The following is a 16,352-nucleotide window of genomic DNA, read 5'->3' on the forward strand; positions in this document are numbered from 1 at the left end:
TATGGCAAAGAAATCAATGATTGCAAAAGCAGCGCGCACTCCTAAATTTATAGTGCGCGGATATACAAGGTGCCAAATTTGCGGACGCCCACACTCTGTTTATAGAGATTTTGGAATTTGTCGTGTATGTCTAAGAAAAATGGCTAACGAAGGACTAATTCCAGGTCTTAAAAAAGCAAGCTGGTAAGGAAAAAAAATGTTGAATGATTTAATATCTGATGGACTAACACGTATCAGAAATGCTTCTATGAGAAGACTTGAAACAACTAAATTGCTTCACTCAAACGTTGTAGAAGCAACTTTGGCTATCTTGGCTGCAGAAGGCTATATAGAGAGCTATAATGTGGTTGAAGAGGATAAGAAAAAATTTATAAATGTTGTTTTAAAGTATGATGAGCGTGGAAGAGGCGTTATAAACGAACTAAAAAGAGTTTCAAAACCTGGTCGTCGTGTCTATAAAGGCAAAGAGGATATCAAGAGATTTAAAAACGGTTACGGAACTATTATAGTTAGTACAAGTAAAGGTGTTTTAAGCAACCAAGACGCACATAAAGCCGGAGTTGGTGGCGAGATCATCTGCACTGTGTGGTAATGAATATAAACGATGTCATGACATCGTTTATAGCACTTTATAATGGAGCTTGCACGATAGGCTAAGCTTATTGGCTTATTGTTTTTGCAACACTTCAAAATTTAGCGATCAAATTTGCTAAATTTAAGATAATAAAAATTTAAAGGTTTAAAAAGGGTTTTTACCCTTTTTAGTCGTTCAAATTTAACTTTGGACGAAGTGGAATTTAGTTTCTGCTTTTTATGGTATTGTGGTATCCATTCGTATAAAGTAGACATACCCTAGACAAGTAAAAAGGAAAAAAATGTCACGTATAGGTAAACAGCCGATAGCTATTCCAAATGGACTAGATGTCAGCGTAGAAGGAAATTTGCTTAAATTTAAAAAAGGCAATAATACAAAAGAACTTGACACAAAAGGTCATGTTGATGTTAAGGTAGAAAATGGCTCAATCGTATTTTCTCCTAAAGGCGAAGATAGACAAAGTAGAGCATACTGGGGCACATACAGAGCGCTAGCTAATAATATCGTTACAGGTCTTACGGACGGATTTATTCGTAAGCTTGAGATAAATGGTGTTGGATATAAAGCAGCGGCAAAAGGCAATGTGCTTGAGCTAACTCTTGGTTTTTCACACCCTGTAAATCACGAAGTTCCAAAAGGTGTTGAAGTAAGCGTAGAGAAAAATATCATCACAATTAAAGGCGATGATAAGCAAGTAGTAGGACAAATCGCAGCTCAAGTTAGAGGCTACCGCCCACCTGAGCCATACAAAGGCAAGGGTATTAAATACGTAGAAGAGCGTATTATCCGCAAAGCCGGTAAAACATCTAAGAAGTAAGGGATAGGCAATGACAGCAAATGTATTAAAAAGAAAATTGGCTCTTAGAATCAAGAGAAAAAAAAGAATCAGAGCAAAAATTTCTGGCACAACAACATTGCCAAGAGTTTCTATTTTTAAGTCAAATAGAACACTTTACGTTCAAGCTATAGATGATGTTGCTGCGGTTACTATTGCGGCAGCTGACGGAAGAAAACTTGGTGTAAAAGCCAATAAAGATGGCGCAGCTGTTTTGGCAAAAGAATTTGCAAAAACATTAAAAGGCAAGGGAATAGAAGAGGCGATATTCGATAGAAACGGCTATTTGTATCACGGCGTTGTAGCGGCTTTTGCTGACGCTTTGAGAGAAAACGGCATAAAACTATAACCCAAAGGAAAATCGATGGAAAAGTATAATAGAGAAGAATTTGAAGAAGTAATCGTCGATATCGGTCGGGTTACGAAAGTTGTTAAAGGTGGTCGTAGATTTAGATTTACTGCTCTTATAGTTGTTGGTAATAGAAACGGACTTGTAGGCTTTGGCTTTGGTAAAGCTAAAGAGGTTCCTGATGCCATTAGAAAAGCAGTTGATGATGCTTTCAAAAACATTATTAACGTTAAACTTAAAGGTTCAACTATTCCTCACGATATAGAGGTTAAATACAATGCAAGTAAAATTCTACTTCGCCCAGCAAGCGAAGGTACAGGTGTTATAGCCGGTGGTTCAACTCGCCCTATTCTAGAGCTTGCAGGTATTAAGGATATCTTGACAAAATCACTTGGCTCAAACAACTCTGCAAACGTTGTTCGCGCTACAATCAAAGCATTAAGTATGCTTAAAAGCTAAGGAGAGGGAACATGGGACTTGAAAAATTAACTCCTGCTACCGGTTCAACTCGCGAAACTAAGAGATTAGGACGCGGTCAAGGTAGCGGTCAAGGTAAAACTGCAGGAAAAGGACATAAGGGTCAAAGAGCTAGAAAAGGCTACAATGAAAAGAGAGGTTTTGAAGGTGGACAACAACCGCTTCAAAGACGTCTTCCTAAGGTAGGTTTTGCTTCTAAATTTGAAAAACCTTATGTTATCAACGTTGAGAAAATTACAGCGGTAAAAGAGCTTGGCGAAATTACAATCGCTTCAATCGCTACTGTTCATAAAATTTCAAGAAGCGTTACAAAAATAAAACTAATTGGAGCGAGCGCAAAAACTCTTGTTTCAAAGATCAAAGACGAGAACGTTATCGTTAGCGGACGTGCATAATGAATAAAACATTGACCAACAAGATATTAATCACGTTGGCATTTTTGTTTGCTTACAGGATACTGGCCTATGTGCCGGTTCCTGGCGTTAATGCCGATGTAATTAAGGAGTTTTTTGATTCAAATAGCTCTAATGCATTAGGATTATTTAATATGTTTAGCGGTAAGGCCGCTGAAAGATTAAGCATAATATCGCTTGGTATTATGCCATACATTACAGCTTCCATTGTTATGGAGCTCTTAGCTGCTACATTCCCAAATTTAGGCAAGATGAAAAAAGATCGCGACGGTATGCAAAAGTATATGCAGATCATTCGCTATGCCACAATCGGCATAACAGTAGTTCAAGCAATCGGTGTTAGTATCGGACTTCAGGGCTTAAGTGGAAGAGGTGGTGAGCAGGCTATAATGCTAGATATGAATCTATTTATAGCTATTGCGGCAGCTTCAATGCTAGCAGGAACTATGATGCTTATGTGGATAGGCGAGCAGATAACCCAAAGAGGAATAGGAAACGGTATAAGTCTTATTATCTTTGCAGGTATCGTATCGGGAATCCCATCTGCTATTGGCGGAACTGTAAATCTTGTAAATACAGGCGAATTAAATTTCTTAGTTGTTATAGGAATTTTGCTTGTTATTTTGGCAACCGTAGGTATAGTTATCTTTGTTGAGATGGGCGAAAGACGTATCCCTGTCTCTTACTCCAGAAAAGTTGTAATGGAAAACCAAAATAAGCGTATAATGAACTACATCCCTATAAAAGTAAATTTAAGCGGTGTTATCCCGCCTATCTTTGCTAGTGCTATATTGATGTTTCCAAGTACGATTTTACAGGCAAGCACAAACAAATATATCCAGGCAATAAACGACTTTTTAAATCCGAACGGATACTTTTTTAACTTTTTAACATTCTTGCTTGTAGTGTTTTTTGCATATTTTTACGCTTCAATTGTATTTAACGCAAAAGATATTAGCGAAAATTTAAAAAGACAGGGTGGATTTATACCTGGAATTAGGCCTGGTGAGGGAACTGCAGGGTATCTAAATGAGATTGCATCGCGCTTGACATTCGGAGGTGCTATATATTTGGGACTTATCTCAACTTTGCCTTGGGTTTTGGTTAAATTTATGGGTGTGCCTTTTTATTTCGGTGGAACATCAGTTTTGATTGTTGTTTCTGTTGCACTTGATACAATGAGAAGGATTGAGGCTCAAATTTATATGAACAAATACCAAACTCTAAGTGCGGTAGGCTTATAAAATGGCGATTTCGCTTAAAAAACCGGCTGAAATTGAAAAGCTTCGAGCGGCAAATCAAATTGTCGCTCGCACGCTTGATTATGTTGAAGGTATCATAAAGCCGGGAATGTCACTTCTTGAGATTGATAAAATTTGCGACGATATGATATGTGCTGCCGGCGCAAAGCCTGCTTTTAAAGGACTTTACGGCTTTCCAAATGCAGCCTGCATAAGTTTAAATGAGGTAGTTATACACGGCATTCCTAATAAAACAATTCTAAAAGAAGGCGATATAGTAGGTGTTGATATCGGCTCAAATTTAAACGGCTTTTTTGGTGACTCTGCTCGAACTTTTGCAGTTGGGCAAATTTCAAAAGAGGATGAAGCTCTGATAGCTTGTTCTAAAGATGCGCTTTATTTTGCGATTGACATCATAAGAGATGGAATGCATTTTAAAGAGCTTAGTTATGAGCTTGAGAAATTTATTCTTGCAAGAGGGTTTGTGCCGTTAAGAGGATTTTGCGGACACGGCATAGGTAAGCGCCCACATGAAGAGCCTGAAGTGCCAAACTATTTAGAGGGCAACAACCCAAAAGCTGGACCAAAGATTAAAAACGGAATGGTTTTTTGTATAGAGCCGATGATATGCCAAAAAGACGGAACCCCGGTTATTGGAAGTGACAAATGGAAAGTAACTAGTAAGGATGGGTTAAGAACTAGCCACTATGAGCACTGTGTTGCTGTGATCAACGGAAGAGCTGAAATTTTAAGTAAAGCGTAAATTTATCGCCTAAGTTTTTACAATTTACAAATCAAATTTGTGAATTGTAAAATTTTAATTTGTGGTGAGTTAAAATTTTAAGTTATTTATGTTGCGATCCTGCAGCTGAATAAAGATCAAATTTATGAGAGGAGGTAAATAGTGGCAAAAGACGACGTCATAGAGATTGACGGCAATGTTATAGAGGCTCTGCCTAATGCGACATTTAAAGTTGAGCTTGATAATAAGCATGTGATTTTATGTCATATCGCGGGCAAGATGAGAATGCACTATATCAAGATCATGCCCGGAGATCGCGTAAAAGTAGAACTCACGCCTTATAGTCTTGATAAAGGTAGAATAATTTATAGACATAAGTAAAACAAAAGCTGATTTTAGATAGAATCTAGCCTTTGCAACTAAGCTGTATGAAGAATTATTTTCAAAGCTACCACTTGTTTTGAAAATAGTTGGTTTAATAACTTCTTTAAACCTGATGCAGCCCCCAAAAAGTGGAATAAATTTTTAGGAGACTGAGATGAAAGTTCGTCCTTCTGTAAAGAAGATGTGTGACAAATGTAAAATTGTCAAGCGTAAAGGTATAGTTCGCATTATTTGCGAAAATCCAAAACATAAACAAAGACAAGGATAAAGAATGGCTCGTATTGCAGGTGTAGATTTACCGAAAAAAAAGAGAATTGAGTATGGTCTAACTTACATTTATGGTATCGGCCTTCATAAATCAAGAGAGATTCTTACGGCTACTGGAATTTCTTATGACAAGAGAGTTCATGAGCTAACTGAAGATGAGGCTGCTGCTATTCGTAAAGAGATCCAAGAGAAACATGTGGTTGAAGGTGATCTTAGAAAGAGCGTTGCTATGGATATAAAAGCGCTTATGGATCTTGGAAGCTATAGAGGTCTTCGCCATAGAAAGGGTCTTCCGGTGCGCGGTCAAAAGACTAAAACAAACGCTAGAACCAGAAAAGGCAAGCGTAAAACTGTTGGCTCTGCAACAAAATAAGGATAGATGATGGCAAAAAGAAAGATAACTAAAAAGAAAGTAGTAAGAAAAAGTATTGCCAAAGGTGTTGTTTATATCAGTGCGACTTTTAACAACACCATGGTAACAGTTACTGATGAGATGGGAAATGCTATAGCTTGGAGTAGCGCAGGTGGTTTAGGCTTTAAAGGAAGCAAAAAATCAACTCCATATGCAGCTCAACAAGCAGTAGAAGATGCTATTAATAAAGCAAAAGAGCACGGAATAAAAGAGGTGGGCATAAAAGTTCAGGGTCCAGGAAGCGGTAGAGAGACTGCTGTAAAAAGTGTAGGTGCAATAGAGGGCATTAAAGTTACATTCCTTAAAGATATAACTCCGCTTGCTCACAATGGTTGCAGACCACCAAAACGCCGCCGCGTATAATTAGAAAATTAGGAGAATTATTATGGCAAGATATAGAGGGCCTGTTGAAAAATTAGAAAGACGTCTTGGTGTAAGCTTAGCACTTAAGGGAGAGAGAAGATTGGCTGGTAAATCAGCTGTTGAAAAACGCCCTTATGCTCCTGGACAACACGGACAAAGAAGAGCAAAGATTAGCGAATACGGACTTCAATTAAGAGAGAAACAAAAAGCTAAATTTATGTACGGAATTTCTGAAAAGCAATTTAGAAAGCTATTCCAAGAAGCAGCTAGAAGAGAAGGCAACACAGGTGCGCTTTTAGTTCAACTTCTTGAGCAAAGACTTGACAACGTAGTTTACAGAATGGGCTTTGCTACAACTCGCAGATTTGCTCGTCAGCTTGTAACTCACGGACATATTTTAGTAAACGGTAAAAAAGTTGATATCCCATCATACAGAGTTGATGCCGGCGCTAAAATCGAGATAGTAGAGAGGTCAAAAAACAACCCTCAAATAGTTCGCGCTATTGATCTCACAGCACAAACCGGAATCGTTTCTTGGGTTGATGTTGAAAAAGATAAAAAATTTGGAATTTTTACAAGAACACCAGAAAGAGAAGAGGTTGTCATTCCTGTTGAGGAAAGATTCATAGTAGAGCTTTATTCGAAATAATAAGGGGTGTAATAATGAAAAAGATTACTACATCAGCTTATATGCCTACCGAAATTTCGGTAGAGAGTATAAGCGAAAATGTTGCTAGAATAACAGCCTATCCATTTGAGACAGGTTATGCGGTGACTTTAGCTCACCCTCTTCGTCGTCTTCTTTATAGCAGCACCGTAGGATTTGCTGCTACAGGCGTTAAGATAGAGGGTGTTGCGCACGAGTTTGATTCTATGCGCGGTATGCTTGAAGATGTTGCTCAGTTCATTATAAATTTAAAGAATTTGCGCTTCAAGCTTAAAAATGACTCTGAAAAAGAGATTGTGGAGTATTCTTTTAAAGGGCCAAAAGAGATAAGCGGTAAAGATCTTGGCAATGATTTGGTTGAGATTGTAAATCCTGATGCTTATTTGGCTACTATAAATGAAGATGCTGAGCTTAAATTTTCGATCATTATACAAAAAGGTATAGGTTATGTTCCTAGCGAAGAGATTCGTGAAGAGATGGAAGATGACTATATAGCTCTTGATGCTTTCTTTACGCCAGTAAAAAAGGCTGTGTATGAGTTGCAAAATGTTTTGGTTGAAGACAACCCAGATTATGAAAAGATAGTTTTTACAGTTACTACCGATGGTCAGGTTGGTGCAATAGAAGCATTTAAGCATGCCATTGAGGCTATGTATCACCAAATGTCTGTATTTAAAGGCGTTTTGGATATTGATATCTCTGCACAGACTAGTGGAGCTATGGCTTCAGGTGAGCATACTAAACTTCTTCAAAGTGTTGAAGATTTAAATTTAAGCGCTAGAAGCTTTAACTGCCTTGATAGAGCAGATGTTAGATTTATCGGTGAGCTTGCTTTAATGGATGAAAATGAGCTGAGAGATCTTAAAAATCTAGGTAAAAAATCTCTTGAAGAGATAAAAGCCGTAATGGAAGAGATTGGATATCCTATCGGAGGCAATGCTTTAGGCAACGGTAAAGATCAGCTTAAAAAGAAGATTGCTGAGCTAAAATCACAAACCAGCCCAAAAGAATAAAAGGACAATAAATGAGACATAAACATGGTTATAGAAAATTAGGTAGAACGGCATCTCATCGTTCTGCATTGCTTAAAAATATGGCAATTGCGATAATAAAAAGTGAAAAGATTGAGACCACTCTACCAAAAGCAAAAGAGCTTAGAAGCTATATCGAAAAGCTTATCACAAGAGCTAGAAAAGGCGATAGCAACGCTCACAGAGCAGTTTTTGCAAGCCTTCAAGACAAAGAGACTACAAACAAGCTTGTTACCGAAGTAGCTCCTAAATTTGTAGGACGCAACGGCGGCTATACAAGAATAGTAAAAACTCGCATTAGACGTGGCGATGCAGCTGAAATGGCTTATATAGAGCTAGTTAGCGAATAATTTTTAGAGAGCTTCGGCTCTCTTCTTTCTAATTCTTCATTTATAATTTTAATTTTTTAGCCTTTATTTTACGTAACTTTAAATTTCCAAAAGATACAATTTTAACTCTAATTATCAAAAATTTGATCTATAAATTTAACGAAAGAGCTTATGAAAAAACTAGTTTGGTTAAACCCCATTGTAAAAAGCATTTATGATTTTGAATCCCTAAAGAAGCTTTTAGAAGATAAGGGTTTTAGTATCGTAGAGTGTAAAAAAGATCATGTTAAAAATGTTAAAACAGCCTACAAAAACCAGCTCAAATTTAAAAATTTAATCCTAGATAGTCGCTGCCCTAGAGCTGTAAACTTTATAAGATCAAATTTCAAAGAGCATTCGAGTCAAATTTCAAAGCTAAATCCTATCCTCATAGAAAGTGCACTTGAACTTAGCGCAAATTTAAAGCACGACGAACATCTTTTTATAACTACCCCTTGCGAGGATTTAGCCAAGCTTGGCAGAGAGTTAAATTTGACTCAGACTACATTTTTAACTTGGAAAGATTTTAAAGAGCTAAACGAGATAAATTTGAGCACAAACAAAATAAATTTAAGCCCGATTCCCGTTGGTTTTTTTGAAAATTTGGGCATAAAAACTCTCAGTTTAAGCAGCGAAGAAAAGATACAAAACGCATTTTCTTATAAATTTAACGAGCTAAAAAACTATCAGATCATCGAGCTTTTGCACTGCGAAAACGGCTGTCACAATGGAGACGGGCTTTGAAGGAAATTTTTAAAAAGAGCATTTTGATCCTTGCTGTGTTTGCTATTTGGCACACTGTTTGCGAGCTTGAAATTTTTACGGCTTATATCCTGCCAAGTCCGATCGTCACCTTTAAAACTATGTTTAATATGACGCTAAGCGGCGAGTTGGTTACGCACACGCTCATTAGCTTTAAGCGCATTTTTACAGGCTACGCTCTTGCTTTTGCGCTGGCGCTTATTCTTGGTGGCATAGCGGTACTTCTGCCTAAGATCAGCGTTTATTACGAGTGGATTTTGGAGTTTTTTAGAAACATTCCTCCGCTTAGCTTGATTGCGATTTTGGTGCTTTGGTTTGGCATTAACGAGGCTCCAAAGATAATCATCATCATCCTTGCGTCGTTTTTCCCGATGTTTTTAAGCATTTCAAAAGGGCTAACGAACTGCGATATTAAGCTCATTGAAGTCGGTAAAATTTTTGGTTTTAGCAAATTTGAAATTTTTTACAAAATCATTCTAAAAAGCGCACTTAAAGACATTTTTGTCGGAATGCGTATCGGCTTTGGCTACGCTATGAGAGCCATCATTGGAGCGGAGATGATCGCAGCCTCAAGCGGACTTGGCTATCTTATCCTTGACGCAGAAGAGCTTTCGCGCGCGGATAGGATATTTGTGGGTATATTTACGATCGGAGTTTGTGGGGTGCTTATTGATCGGATATTTTTGTTTTTGATAGCCAAATTTAGAGTTTTGCGAGGCGAATAATGATAGAAATCTCAAATTTATCCAAGTATTTTTTCATCCACGGCAAGCGCCTTGACGTCATAAAAAATTTAAATTTAACCATCAAAAAAGATAAGATCACCGTCGTGCTTGGCAGGAGTGGTTGTGGTAAAACAACTCTTTTAAGGCTTATTGCCGGGCTTGAGAGCCTAAGTGCAGGCGAGATCAGGATCAAAAATGAAGCCAAAATCGGCTTTGTCTTTCAAGAAGCGCGCCTTATGCCGTTTTTAAACGTCTATGAAAATATCGTTTTTTCGCTCAAAAAGCATGAGATTAACGAGGCTAAAATTGATGATCTCATATCGATGATAGGGCTTAACGACTTTAAATTCGCCTCTCCTTCGCAGCTTTCAGGCGGCATGTCCTCTCGCGTCGCTCTTGCACGAGTGCTTGCGTATGAGGCGAATTTGATCCTTATGGATGAGCCTTTTGCGGCGCTTGATGCCTTTACGAGGGCCAGTATGCAAGCTGAAATTTTAAAGATACAAGCCGGCAAAACCATCCTTTTTGTAACTCACAATATCGATGAAGCGCTATTTTTGGCAGACGAGATCATCTTGCTTGAAAAAGGCGGTATCAAATCAAGCTACGATCTATCAAATTTAGCTAGGCCCAGAGACTTGCTTTGTGATGATGTGATAAGGCTAAAGCGCGAAATTTTAGCTCACATTTAGCGGTCTATCTCGCATTCTATTGCAAACCGTACAATTTGTCGAGGTTTCTAAGATAGCTAGAACTTTTCTCTTTACTATTTAGTATGATTAAAATTTCTAAAAAAGTATTATGGCAATTGATAATTAAAACCAGAATGAAGCAAAAATTTTATATAATTTGGTTTTTAAATCAAAAAGGAGAAAAGATGAGAAAGATCTTTAAAATTTTATGTGCGTTTTCCTTGCTTTGCTCTCTTGCAAATGCAAAAGAAAATTTAGACAAAATCGGCATAACTTACGTCAAATCACCGCTAAACGTCCCGTCAATCGTCGATAAATTCAAAGGCTTTTACGGCAAATCATTTGGCGTGCCGGTGGAGTATTTTGAGATAACTTCAGGAGCCAAGCAGACTCAAGCGCTCGCATCAAATTCGCTTCAGTTTCTTAACTGTGTGGGCGGCACTTCGGTTATCCTAGCGGCTGCAAACAAGGCTGATATCAAGATCATAAGTGCGTATTCAAGAGCGCCTGAAGCGTTTGTTATATTTGCTAAAGATAAAAGCATAAAATCGCCAAAAGATCTAAAAGGCAAGAAGATCGCAGGACCTAAAGGCACGATACTAAACGAGCTTTTGGTTAGATACCTTGCACTTGGCGGACTTAGTATAAACGACGTTGAGTTCATCTCTATGGGCATCCCGCCTGCACAAGCCGCACTTGAAAACGGAAGCGTTGATATGGCGCTTTTGGCTGGGCCTGCAGCTTATAACGCACAAAAATCAGGACTTCACATCGTCACAACCGGCAAGGGCGTCATCACTCCGGTTATCGTAACGGCTACAAGCGGAGAGTTTTATAAGAAGCACAAAGATGTAGTTGAGAAATTTAAGAAGACTCAGGATGAAATTTTAGATTTTATCAAAGCAAACGAAGAGGAAGCTCTTAAATTTACAGCCCAGGAAACCGGCCTTAGTATAGAAGCGGTTAAGAGCATGTATCCGCAGTATGACTTTAGCTCAAAGATCACGGCTGATGATATAAAAGCACTTGAAGCTACGCAAGAATTTATGCTTGAAAGCAAGATGATCGAGCAAAAAATAGACATAAAATCACTTCTAATAAACTAAAATTTAAAGGGCAAATTTGCCCTTTAACCTTAAAAACTCCCAAAACCTCCGAAATTTAAAATTTATTTTGCCAAAGTAGAGGTATAATAAAATAAAAAATAAAAAGGGCGAGATATGATTCCATTTACCGACGAAGAGCTGCTAAAGCCTGTAAGTGCGAGCCTGCAAAAGGTTATGCCTATGCTTGAGCGAGATGGTGGAGGACTCGAGCTTTTAGGCATTAAAAATGGCAAAATTTATGTTCGACTTACAGGTCATTGTCACGGCTGTGCAGCAAGCGGAACTACTTTAAAATACGGCATAGAAAGACAACTTAGGATAGATATTCACCCTGAACTTGAAGTGATAAATATTCCTATTGGCGAAGAGGTTAATTTAGATTGATAGATTATAAAAAACTTGGTGTCAAGGCCTTTTATAAAGGGCGATTTGATGAGGCGATGAACTATTTTTCGCTGGCTTATAATAAAAAAGAGGACAAGAGACTACTATTTTTTATTATGCTTTGTTCGCTTGCTAAAAATAGATATGATGAGGCTATGATGCTCTTTGAAATTTTTAAGGTCAAAGAGGATGTGGGAATGAGTGCTGAGGATTTGGATGAAATTTTAGCCACTCTAGAGTCTAAATTTGAAGAGAAAGATGAGCTTGAAAGTCAAAATGCGATCAGCTATCATGATTTTATGCAGGCGGTTGCCAAAGAGGGTAGCTTTAAGAGTGTATTTGAAGATATTATGTTTTCTACCAGAGTTATGATAAGTAGCCGAGATGACTTTTTGCAATTTTTAGAAAATTTGATTAAAAACGATTTTATCGAGATGGGATTAAACTACATAGAAAGCGTTGCCTCTATTTTTGCCGGCGACGAGAGACTAAATGCGCTAATCGGCGAAATAAACAAAAGGCGCAAAAGTGAAGATTTACATTAAAGACTCATTTGTAACGGATAATTCAAAAGAATGCGAAAAAGGATGCTTTTTTGTTCGCACTCATACAAATTCAAAATTTATAGACTCAGCTATTGCTAATGGCGCTAAAGTCATAAGTTTAAGCGAATGCAAAGAGATTTTGGGGATTGATAAAAATATAAAAATCATAGGCGTAACGGGAACAAACGGTAAAACTACAACTGCCGCAGCGATTTACTCAATATTGCTTGATCTTGGCTATAAATGCGGGCTTTGCGGCACGAGAGGCGCATTTGTTAATAATAAAAGGATTGATGAAAAGGCGCTTACTACAAGTGAAATTTTGCGTACTATTAATTATTTAAAAGTTGCAAGCGAAGAGAAGTGCGAATTTTTCGTTATGGAGGTTAGTTCTCACGCCATAGACCAAAACCGTATAGAAAGTCTTGATTTTGCGATGAAAATTTTTACAAATTTGACACAAGATCACCTCGACTACCACCACACTTTCGAAGAATACGCGCGTGTTAAAAGCAGTTTTTTTGATGATGACACTTTAAAACTTATAAATATCGATGATGGAAATTTAAAATTTAACGCTAAAAATGCGCTTACTTACTCGCTTAAAAAGCATGCAAATTTCGCTCCTATCGCTTACGGGCTAAAAAATGGCATTAATGCTATTATTAAGACTCCAAAGGGCGAGCTTGAGATCAGCTCAAATTTGCAGGGTGAATTTAATCTTTACAATCTAATTGCAGCGATTGGTTGCGTAATGAGCTTAACGGATAAGAGTTGTAATGAGATATCGCGTGCAGTTAGTAATTTTGGCGGTGTTGAGGGTCGTATGGAGGTTGTTAGTGACAATCCTCTTGTTATTGTTGATTTTGCACATACTCCAGATGGAATTGAAAAAGTCCTAAGCGCACTTTGTCACTATGAGATTGTGGTAGTGTTTGGAGCTGGAGGTGATAGAGATAACACAAAGCGTCCTAAAATGGGTGCTATAGTGCAAAGATTTGCAAAGCTTGCAATAGTGACTAGCGATAATCCAAGAAGCGAAGAGCCGATGGAGATAATAAAGCAAATTTGTGCGGGCATGAAGATGGATGATAGCGTGATTTGCGAACCTGATAGAAAAAAAGCGATTAAAATCGGACTTGAAAGCTTAAAAAATGTACAAATTTTAGTGATTTTAGGTAAAGGCGATGAGAGCTATCAGGAGATCAAAGGTATCAAATATCCGTTTAGTGATAAAGATGTTGTTTTACAGGCTTTATCTCACTAAATTTATCTACAGCAAATAAAATAAAATATAAAAGGTATAAAATGAGAATAGAGATTTTGGCTAGTAAAATTCACAGAGCAACAGTAAGTGATGCCAATCTAAACTATGTAGGCTCAATAGGAATTGATGAAAAATTGATGGAAGCGGCAAATTTGATAGAAAACCAAAAGGTTGAAATTCTAAATATCAACAACGGCGAGAGGTTTTCTACGTATGTAATAAAGAGTAAAAAAGATGGCGATATTTGCCTTAATGGAGCCGCTGCACGCAAAGTTTGCATAGGGGATAAAGTTATAATAGTGGCTTACGCAACAATGAAATTTAAAAAGGCTAAAAAATTTGAGCCAAAAATCGTGCATGTAAATGATAAAAACCAAATAATATCCTAAAATTTCGATACTCTGCAGATAGATTAAAAAATTGAAACAAATTTATATAAGCTCAAATTTGATATAATCAGCCAAAACCAAAAGGATTTTTTATGTTTGAAGGACTTGATTTTTCTAAAATGGGTGAGATGCTCGAAGAGGTTCAAAAGAAAGCTCGTGAGCTTGAAAATGAAACTGCAAATCGCGAATTTAGCGTAAAAAGCGGCGGGGGGCTTATTAGCGTAAAAGCTAATGGCAAAGGGGAACTTTTGGATATCAATATAGACGATAGCCTACTTGAAGACAAAGAGAGTTTGCAAATTTTACTAATTAGTGCTGTAAATGACGTAATGGCAATGGTTGAAGAGAGCAAAAAGCATATGGCTTCTAAGATGTTAGGCGGATTTGTCGGAGGTGTATAGATGAGAAAAATTTTTCTTATTTTAACACTTTGTGCGATTATTTTTGCCGCCCCTAGACCTACACAAGATGACTTTAACGCTTGCTTTGAAAAAACCTTACCAAGTATTGTGAATGTAAGTGGAAATAAGGGCATTGCGCTTAGTTCAAATTTAATAGCCGTTCCTAAAAATAGTCAAATGCCTGTCAAAAACTATATCAAATTTGATCCATTTTTGGGACTTTATCTAGTTGCATCGGATATCAAGCTTGAGCCAATTAGAATGAGCGATGATAACAATACCAAAAAGAGCGATTGGGTAAGCGTTACTAGCGATCTTAATGCGACTGTTTATGGGCATGTCAAATCTCTTGGAGAAAGACTAGGAGAGCTTGATACTCTTACTTTTGATGTAAATGGCACAGGAGCGCTTCTTAGTGTTTGTTGTAATATGCGCGGTATCGCAGTTGGCGATAATAAATTTGTGCCAAGTAGATATCTAAAGCATTTTATCGCCTATCCTTATTTGTATTATGGAGACGTTGGAGCTAGCTTTGAGGCTATTAAGGATAAAATTTACGTAAAAAGCGTAGAGAGATTAGGTAGAGGCGCTGTATTGATGATGGGCGATGAAATAGTAAGTATAAATGGCCAAAAATTTACCACTCTAAGAGAGCTAAATGAGAGAATTTTATTCGCCAAAAAGGGCGAAATTTTAAATTTTGAAATCATCAGAAATGAAGTAGTCGAGAGGTTTGATATACCTGTTTCTAGCGAGCCAAACACCCAAAATACTCAAAAGACAAATTTAAATGCTGATAAAACAGAAACAAAAAAAGAGTCTAAAGTAGTTAATGCCGCCAGAGATTTTTTTAAGGCGCAAGGAATAACTCTTGATGATAAACTTGTAGTCAAAAAAGTTGATGAAGATTCTCAGGCTGCCGGATTTGGGATAAAACCTGGCGATAAGCTCATACAAATTAATCAAAATGAGGTTAAAAATTATAAGGATATTTTGAAATTTACGTCAAAAGAAAAAGGCGAATATATACTGCTTTTTCGACGTGAAGGTTTTGACTTCTTTTATAAAGTGCGCTAAATGAATGAAAATTTATTAAATGATTTTAAGAGTTTCTTGGCGGAAAATTTGCCAAGTGCTCCAAGCTTTCATCCATATTTTGATGAGGCTTTAAAGTATATGCTGCTTGCCGGAGGTAAACACTTTCGTGCAATGCTTTTATTGGGTGTTGTGAAAGCGCTTAAGCCCGAAGTTTTAAAGGATGCGTTTGATGTGGCGCTTGGGTTTGAGATGATGCACACTTACTCTCTTATTCACGATGATTTGCCGGTAATGGATAATTCCCAGCTTCGCAGAGGCAAGCCTACGCTTCATGTAAAATTTGATGAGGTTACCGCTGTTTTGGTTGGAGATGCTTTGAACACTCATGCGTTTTATCAAATTTCAAAAGCTAATTTAAGTCCTGAAATTCGTATAAAATGCGTTGAAATTCTAAGTCAAAATGCCGGTGTTAGTGGAATGGTTTTGGGCCAGGCATTGGATTGCCACTTTGAAAACCAGAGGCTTGGATTGCAAGAGCTTACGTTTTTGCATTTGCACAAAACCGCTAAGCTAATTGCCGCAAGTTTAAAAGCCGGATGCGTAATAGCCGATATGAGCTATGAAGATAGCGAAAAAATCTATAAGATCGGGCTTGATTTGGGACTTGCTTTTCAAATAGCCGATGATATTATAGATGCGACAAAGAGTGCCACTGAGGCTGGTAAGCCTACAAATAATGACGGTGTGAAAAACTCTTTTACCAATCTACTTGGCGTTAAAGGCGCTAAAGAGGCAAAAGACGAGCTTATAGAAAAAATAGAAAACGAGCTAAAAAGCACTCATCTTGGCATCAAAGAGATAGTTGCAAATTTAATAGATAGACACTTGAGATAAAGGAA

The 16,352-nt window shown here is 37.5% G+C and carries 26 protein-coding genes; all 26 read left to right on the forward strand.

What is annotated here, in order from left to right:
- Position 1 precedes the first annotated feature (1 nt).
- The 26 genes from CDOMC_RS00160 to CDOMC_RS00285 all read left to right on the forward strand — a co-directional run bounded on the left by CDOMC_RS00160 (position 2) and on the right by CDOMC_RS00285 (position 16,347).
- Positions 2–187, forward strand: a complete 186-nt coding sequence (locus CDOMC_RS00160) for a type Z 30S ribosomal protein S14 (RefSeq protein WP_172126845.1) — start codon at positions 2–4, stop codon at positions 185–187.
- Between the two features lie 9 nt (positions 188–196).
- Entirely contained in the window at positions 197–592 is a 396-nt protein-coding gene (gene rpsH / locus CDOMC_RS00165; RefSeq protein ID WP_172126847.1) for a 30S ribosomal protein S8, read from the forward strand.
- Positions 593–875: 283 nt separating this feature from the next.
- A complete protein-coding gene (rplF, locus tag CDOMC_RS00170) occupies positions 876–1,412 on the forward strand; it encodes a 50S ribosomal protein L6 (RefSeq protein WP_172126849.1) in 537 nt (178 codons plus the stop codon).
- Between the two features lie 10 nt (positions 1,413–1,422).
- Positions 1,423–1,779, forward strand: a complete 357-nt coding sequence (gene rplR / locus CDOMC_RS00175) for a 50S ribosomal protein L18 (protein WP_170019519.1) — start codon at positions 1,423–1,425, stop codon at positions 1,777–1,779.
- 15 nt (positions 1,780–1,794) lie between these two features.
- Entirely contained in the window at positions 1,795–2,238 is a 444-nt protein-coding gene (gene rpsE, locus CDOMC_RS00180; protein ID WP_169975256.1) for a 30S ribosomal protein S5, read from the forward strand.
- Positions 2,239–2,249: 11 nt separating this feature from the next.
- Complete coding sequence (gene rplO / locus CDOMC_RS00185) at positions 2,250–2,651, forward strand: 50S ribosomal protein L15 (protein WP_172126851.1); 402 nt, start codon at positions 2,250–2,252, stop codon at positions 2,649–2,651.
- Positions 2,651–3,913, forward strand: coding sequence for a preprotein translocase subunit SecY (gene secY / locus CDOMC_RS00190; RefSeq protein WP_170019515.1), 1,263 nt, complete (start codon positions 2,651–2,653; stop codon positions 3,911–3,913). Before rplO ends, secY begins: the two co-directional genes overlap by 1 nt.
- Before the next feature lies 1 nt (position 3,914).
- The gene (map, locus tag CDOMC_RS00195) at positions 3,915–4,673 is read left to right on the forward strand and encodes a type I methionyl aminopeptidase (RefSeq protein WP_172126853.1); all 759 of its coding nucleotides are present in this window, start codon (positions 3,915–3,917) and stop codon (positions 4,671–4,673) included.
- 141 nt (positions 4,674–4,814) lie between these two features.
- Positions 4,815–5,033: a translation initiation factor IF-1 gene (gene infA / locus CDOMC_RS00200; protein ID WP_002943098.1), complete on the forward strand. Its 219-nt coding sequence runs from the start codon at positions 4,815–4,817 to the stop codon at positions 5,031–5,033.
- Positions 5,034–5,190: 157 nt separating this feature from the next.
- A complete protein-coding gene (gene rpmJ / locus CDOMC_RS00205) occupies positions 5,191–5,304 on the forward strand; it encodes a 50S ribosomal protein L36 (protein ID WP_169975264.1) in 114 nt (37 codons plus the stop codon).
- Positions 5,305–5,307: 3 nt separating this feature from the next.
- On the forward strand, positions 5,308–5,676 hold the full coding sequence (gene rpsM, locus CDOMC_RS00210) for a 30S ribosomal protein S13 (RefSeq protein ID WP_169941724.1): 369 nt from the start codon (positions 5,308–5,310) through the stop codon (positions 5,674–5,676).
- Between the two features lie 9 nt (positions 5,677–5,685).
- The gene (gene rpsK, locus CDOMC_RS00215) at positions 5,686–6,078 is read left to right on the forward strand and encodes a 30S ribosomal protein S11 (RefSeq protein WP_172126855.1); all 393 of its coding nucleotides are present in this window, start codon (positions 5,686–5,688) and stop codon (positions 6,076–6,078) included.
- 22 nt (positions 6,079–6,100) lie between these two features.
- Positions 6,101–6,727 (forward strand): 30S ribosomal protein S4, encoded by a 627-nt coding sequence (rpsD, locus tag CDOMC_RS00220; RefSeq protein ID WP_172126857.1) that lies wholly within the window; start codon positions 6,101–6,103, stop codon positions 6,725–6,727.
- A gap of 14 nt (positions 6,728–6,741) precedes the next feature.
- Positions 6,742–7,758 carry a DNA-directed RNA polymerase subunit alpha gene (locus CDOMC_RS00225; protein ID WP_172126859.1) on the forward strand — a complete coding sequence of 339 codons (1,017 nt, stop codon included), beginning with the start codon at positions 6,742–6,744 and terminating at the stop codon, positions 7,756–7,758.
- Between the two features lie 11 nt (positions 7,759–7,769).
- On the forward strand, positions 7,770–8,126 hold the full coding sequence (gene rplQ, locus CDOMC_RS00230; RefSeq protein WP_172126861.1) for a 50S ribosomal protein L17: 357 nt from the start codon (positions 7,770–7,772) through the stop codon (positions 8,124–8,126).
- A 150-nt stretch (positions 8,127–8,276) separates the two neighbouring features.
- Positions 8,277–8,888: a hypothetical protein gene (locus tag CDOMC_RS00235; RefSeq protein ID WP_172126863.1), complete on the forward strand. Its 612-nt coding sequence runs from the start codon at positions 8,277–8,279 to the stop codon at positions 8,886–8,888.
- On the forward strand, positions 8,885–9,631 hold the full coding sequence (locus CDOMC_RS00240) for an ABC transporter permease (protein ID WP_172126865.1): 747 nt from the start codon (positions 8,885–8,887) through the stop codon (positions 9,629–9,631). The genes CDOMC_RS00235 and CDOMC_RS00240 overlap by 4 nt, the downstream gene beginning before the upstream one ends.
- Positions 9,631–10,323, forward strand: coding sequence for an ABC transporter ATP-binding protein (locus tag CDOMC_RS00245; protein WP_172126867.1), 693 nt, complete (start codon positions 9,631–9,633; stop codon positions 10,321–10,323). Before CDOMC_RS00240 ends, CDOMC_RS00245 begins: the two co-directional genes overlap by 1 nt.
- A 185-nt stretch (positions 10,324–10,508) precedes the next feature.
- Positions 10,509–11,429, forward strand: a complete 921-nt coding sequence (locus CDOMC_RS00250; protein WP_172126869.1) for an ABC transporter substrate-binding protein — start codon at positions 10,509–10,511, stop codon at positions 11,427–11,429.
- Between the two features lie 114 nt (positions 11,430–11,543).
- On the forward strand, positions 11,544–11,813 hold the full coding sequence (locus tag CDOMC_RS00255) for a NifU family protein (RefSeq protein ID WP_172126871.1): 270 nt from the start codon (positions 11,544–11,546) through the stop codon (positions 11,811–11,813).
- A complete protein-coding gene (locus CDOMC_RS00260; RefSeq protein WP_172126873.1) occupies positions 11,810–12,358 on the forward strand; it encodes a histidine kinase in 549 nt (182 codons plus the stop codon). Before CDOMC_RS00255 ends, CDOMC_RS00260 begins: the two co-directional genes overlap by 4 nt.
- Entirely contained in the window at positions 12,342–13,625 is a 1,284-nt protein-coding gene (locus CDOMC_RS00265) for a UDP-N-acetylmuramoyl-L-alanyl-D-glutamate--2,6-diaminopimelate ligase (RefSeq protein WP_172126875.1), read from the forward strand. The genes CDOMC_RS00260 and CDOMC_RS00265 overlap by 17 nt, the downstream gene beginning before the upstream one ends.
- 41 nt (positions 13,626–13,666) lie before the next feature.
- Positions 13,667–14,014, forward strand: a complete 348-nt coding sequence (gene panD, locus CDOMC_RS00270; RefSeq protein WP_172126877.1) for an aspartate 1-decarboxylase — start codon at positions 13,667–13,669, stop codon at positions 14,012–14,014.
- Positions 14,015–14,106: 92 nt separating this feature from the next.
- Positions 14,107–14,415, forward strand: coding sequence for a YbaB/EbfC family nucleoid-associated protein (locus tag CDOMC_RS00275; RefSeq protein ID WP_172126879.1), 309 nt, complete (start codon positions 14,107–14,109; stop codon positions 14,413–14,415).
- Positions 14,416–15,492 (forward strand): DUF7488 domain-containing protein, encoded by a 1,077-nt coding sequence (locus tag CDOMC_RS00280; RefSeq protein ID WP_172126881.1) that lies wholly within the window; start codon positions 14,416–14,418, stop codon positions 15,490–15,492.
- Positions 15,493–16,347, forward strand: a complete 855-nt coding sequence (locus tag CDOMC_RS00285) for a polyprenyl synthetase family protein (RefSeq protein ID WP_172126883.1) — start codon at positions 15,493–15,495, stop codon at positions 16,345–16,347.
- Positions 16,348–16,352 lie beyond the last annotated feature (5 nt).

This window comes from Campylobacter sp. RM16192, assembly GCF_004803855.2.
Lineage (GTDB): Bacteria > Campylobacterota > Campylobacteria > Campylobacterales > Campylobacteraceae > Campylobacter_A.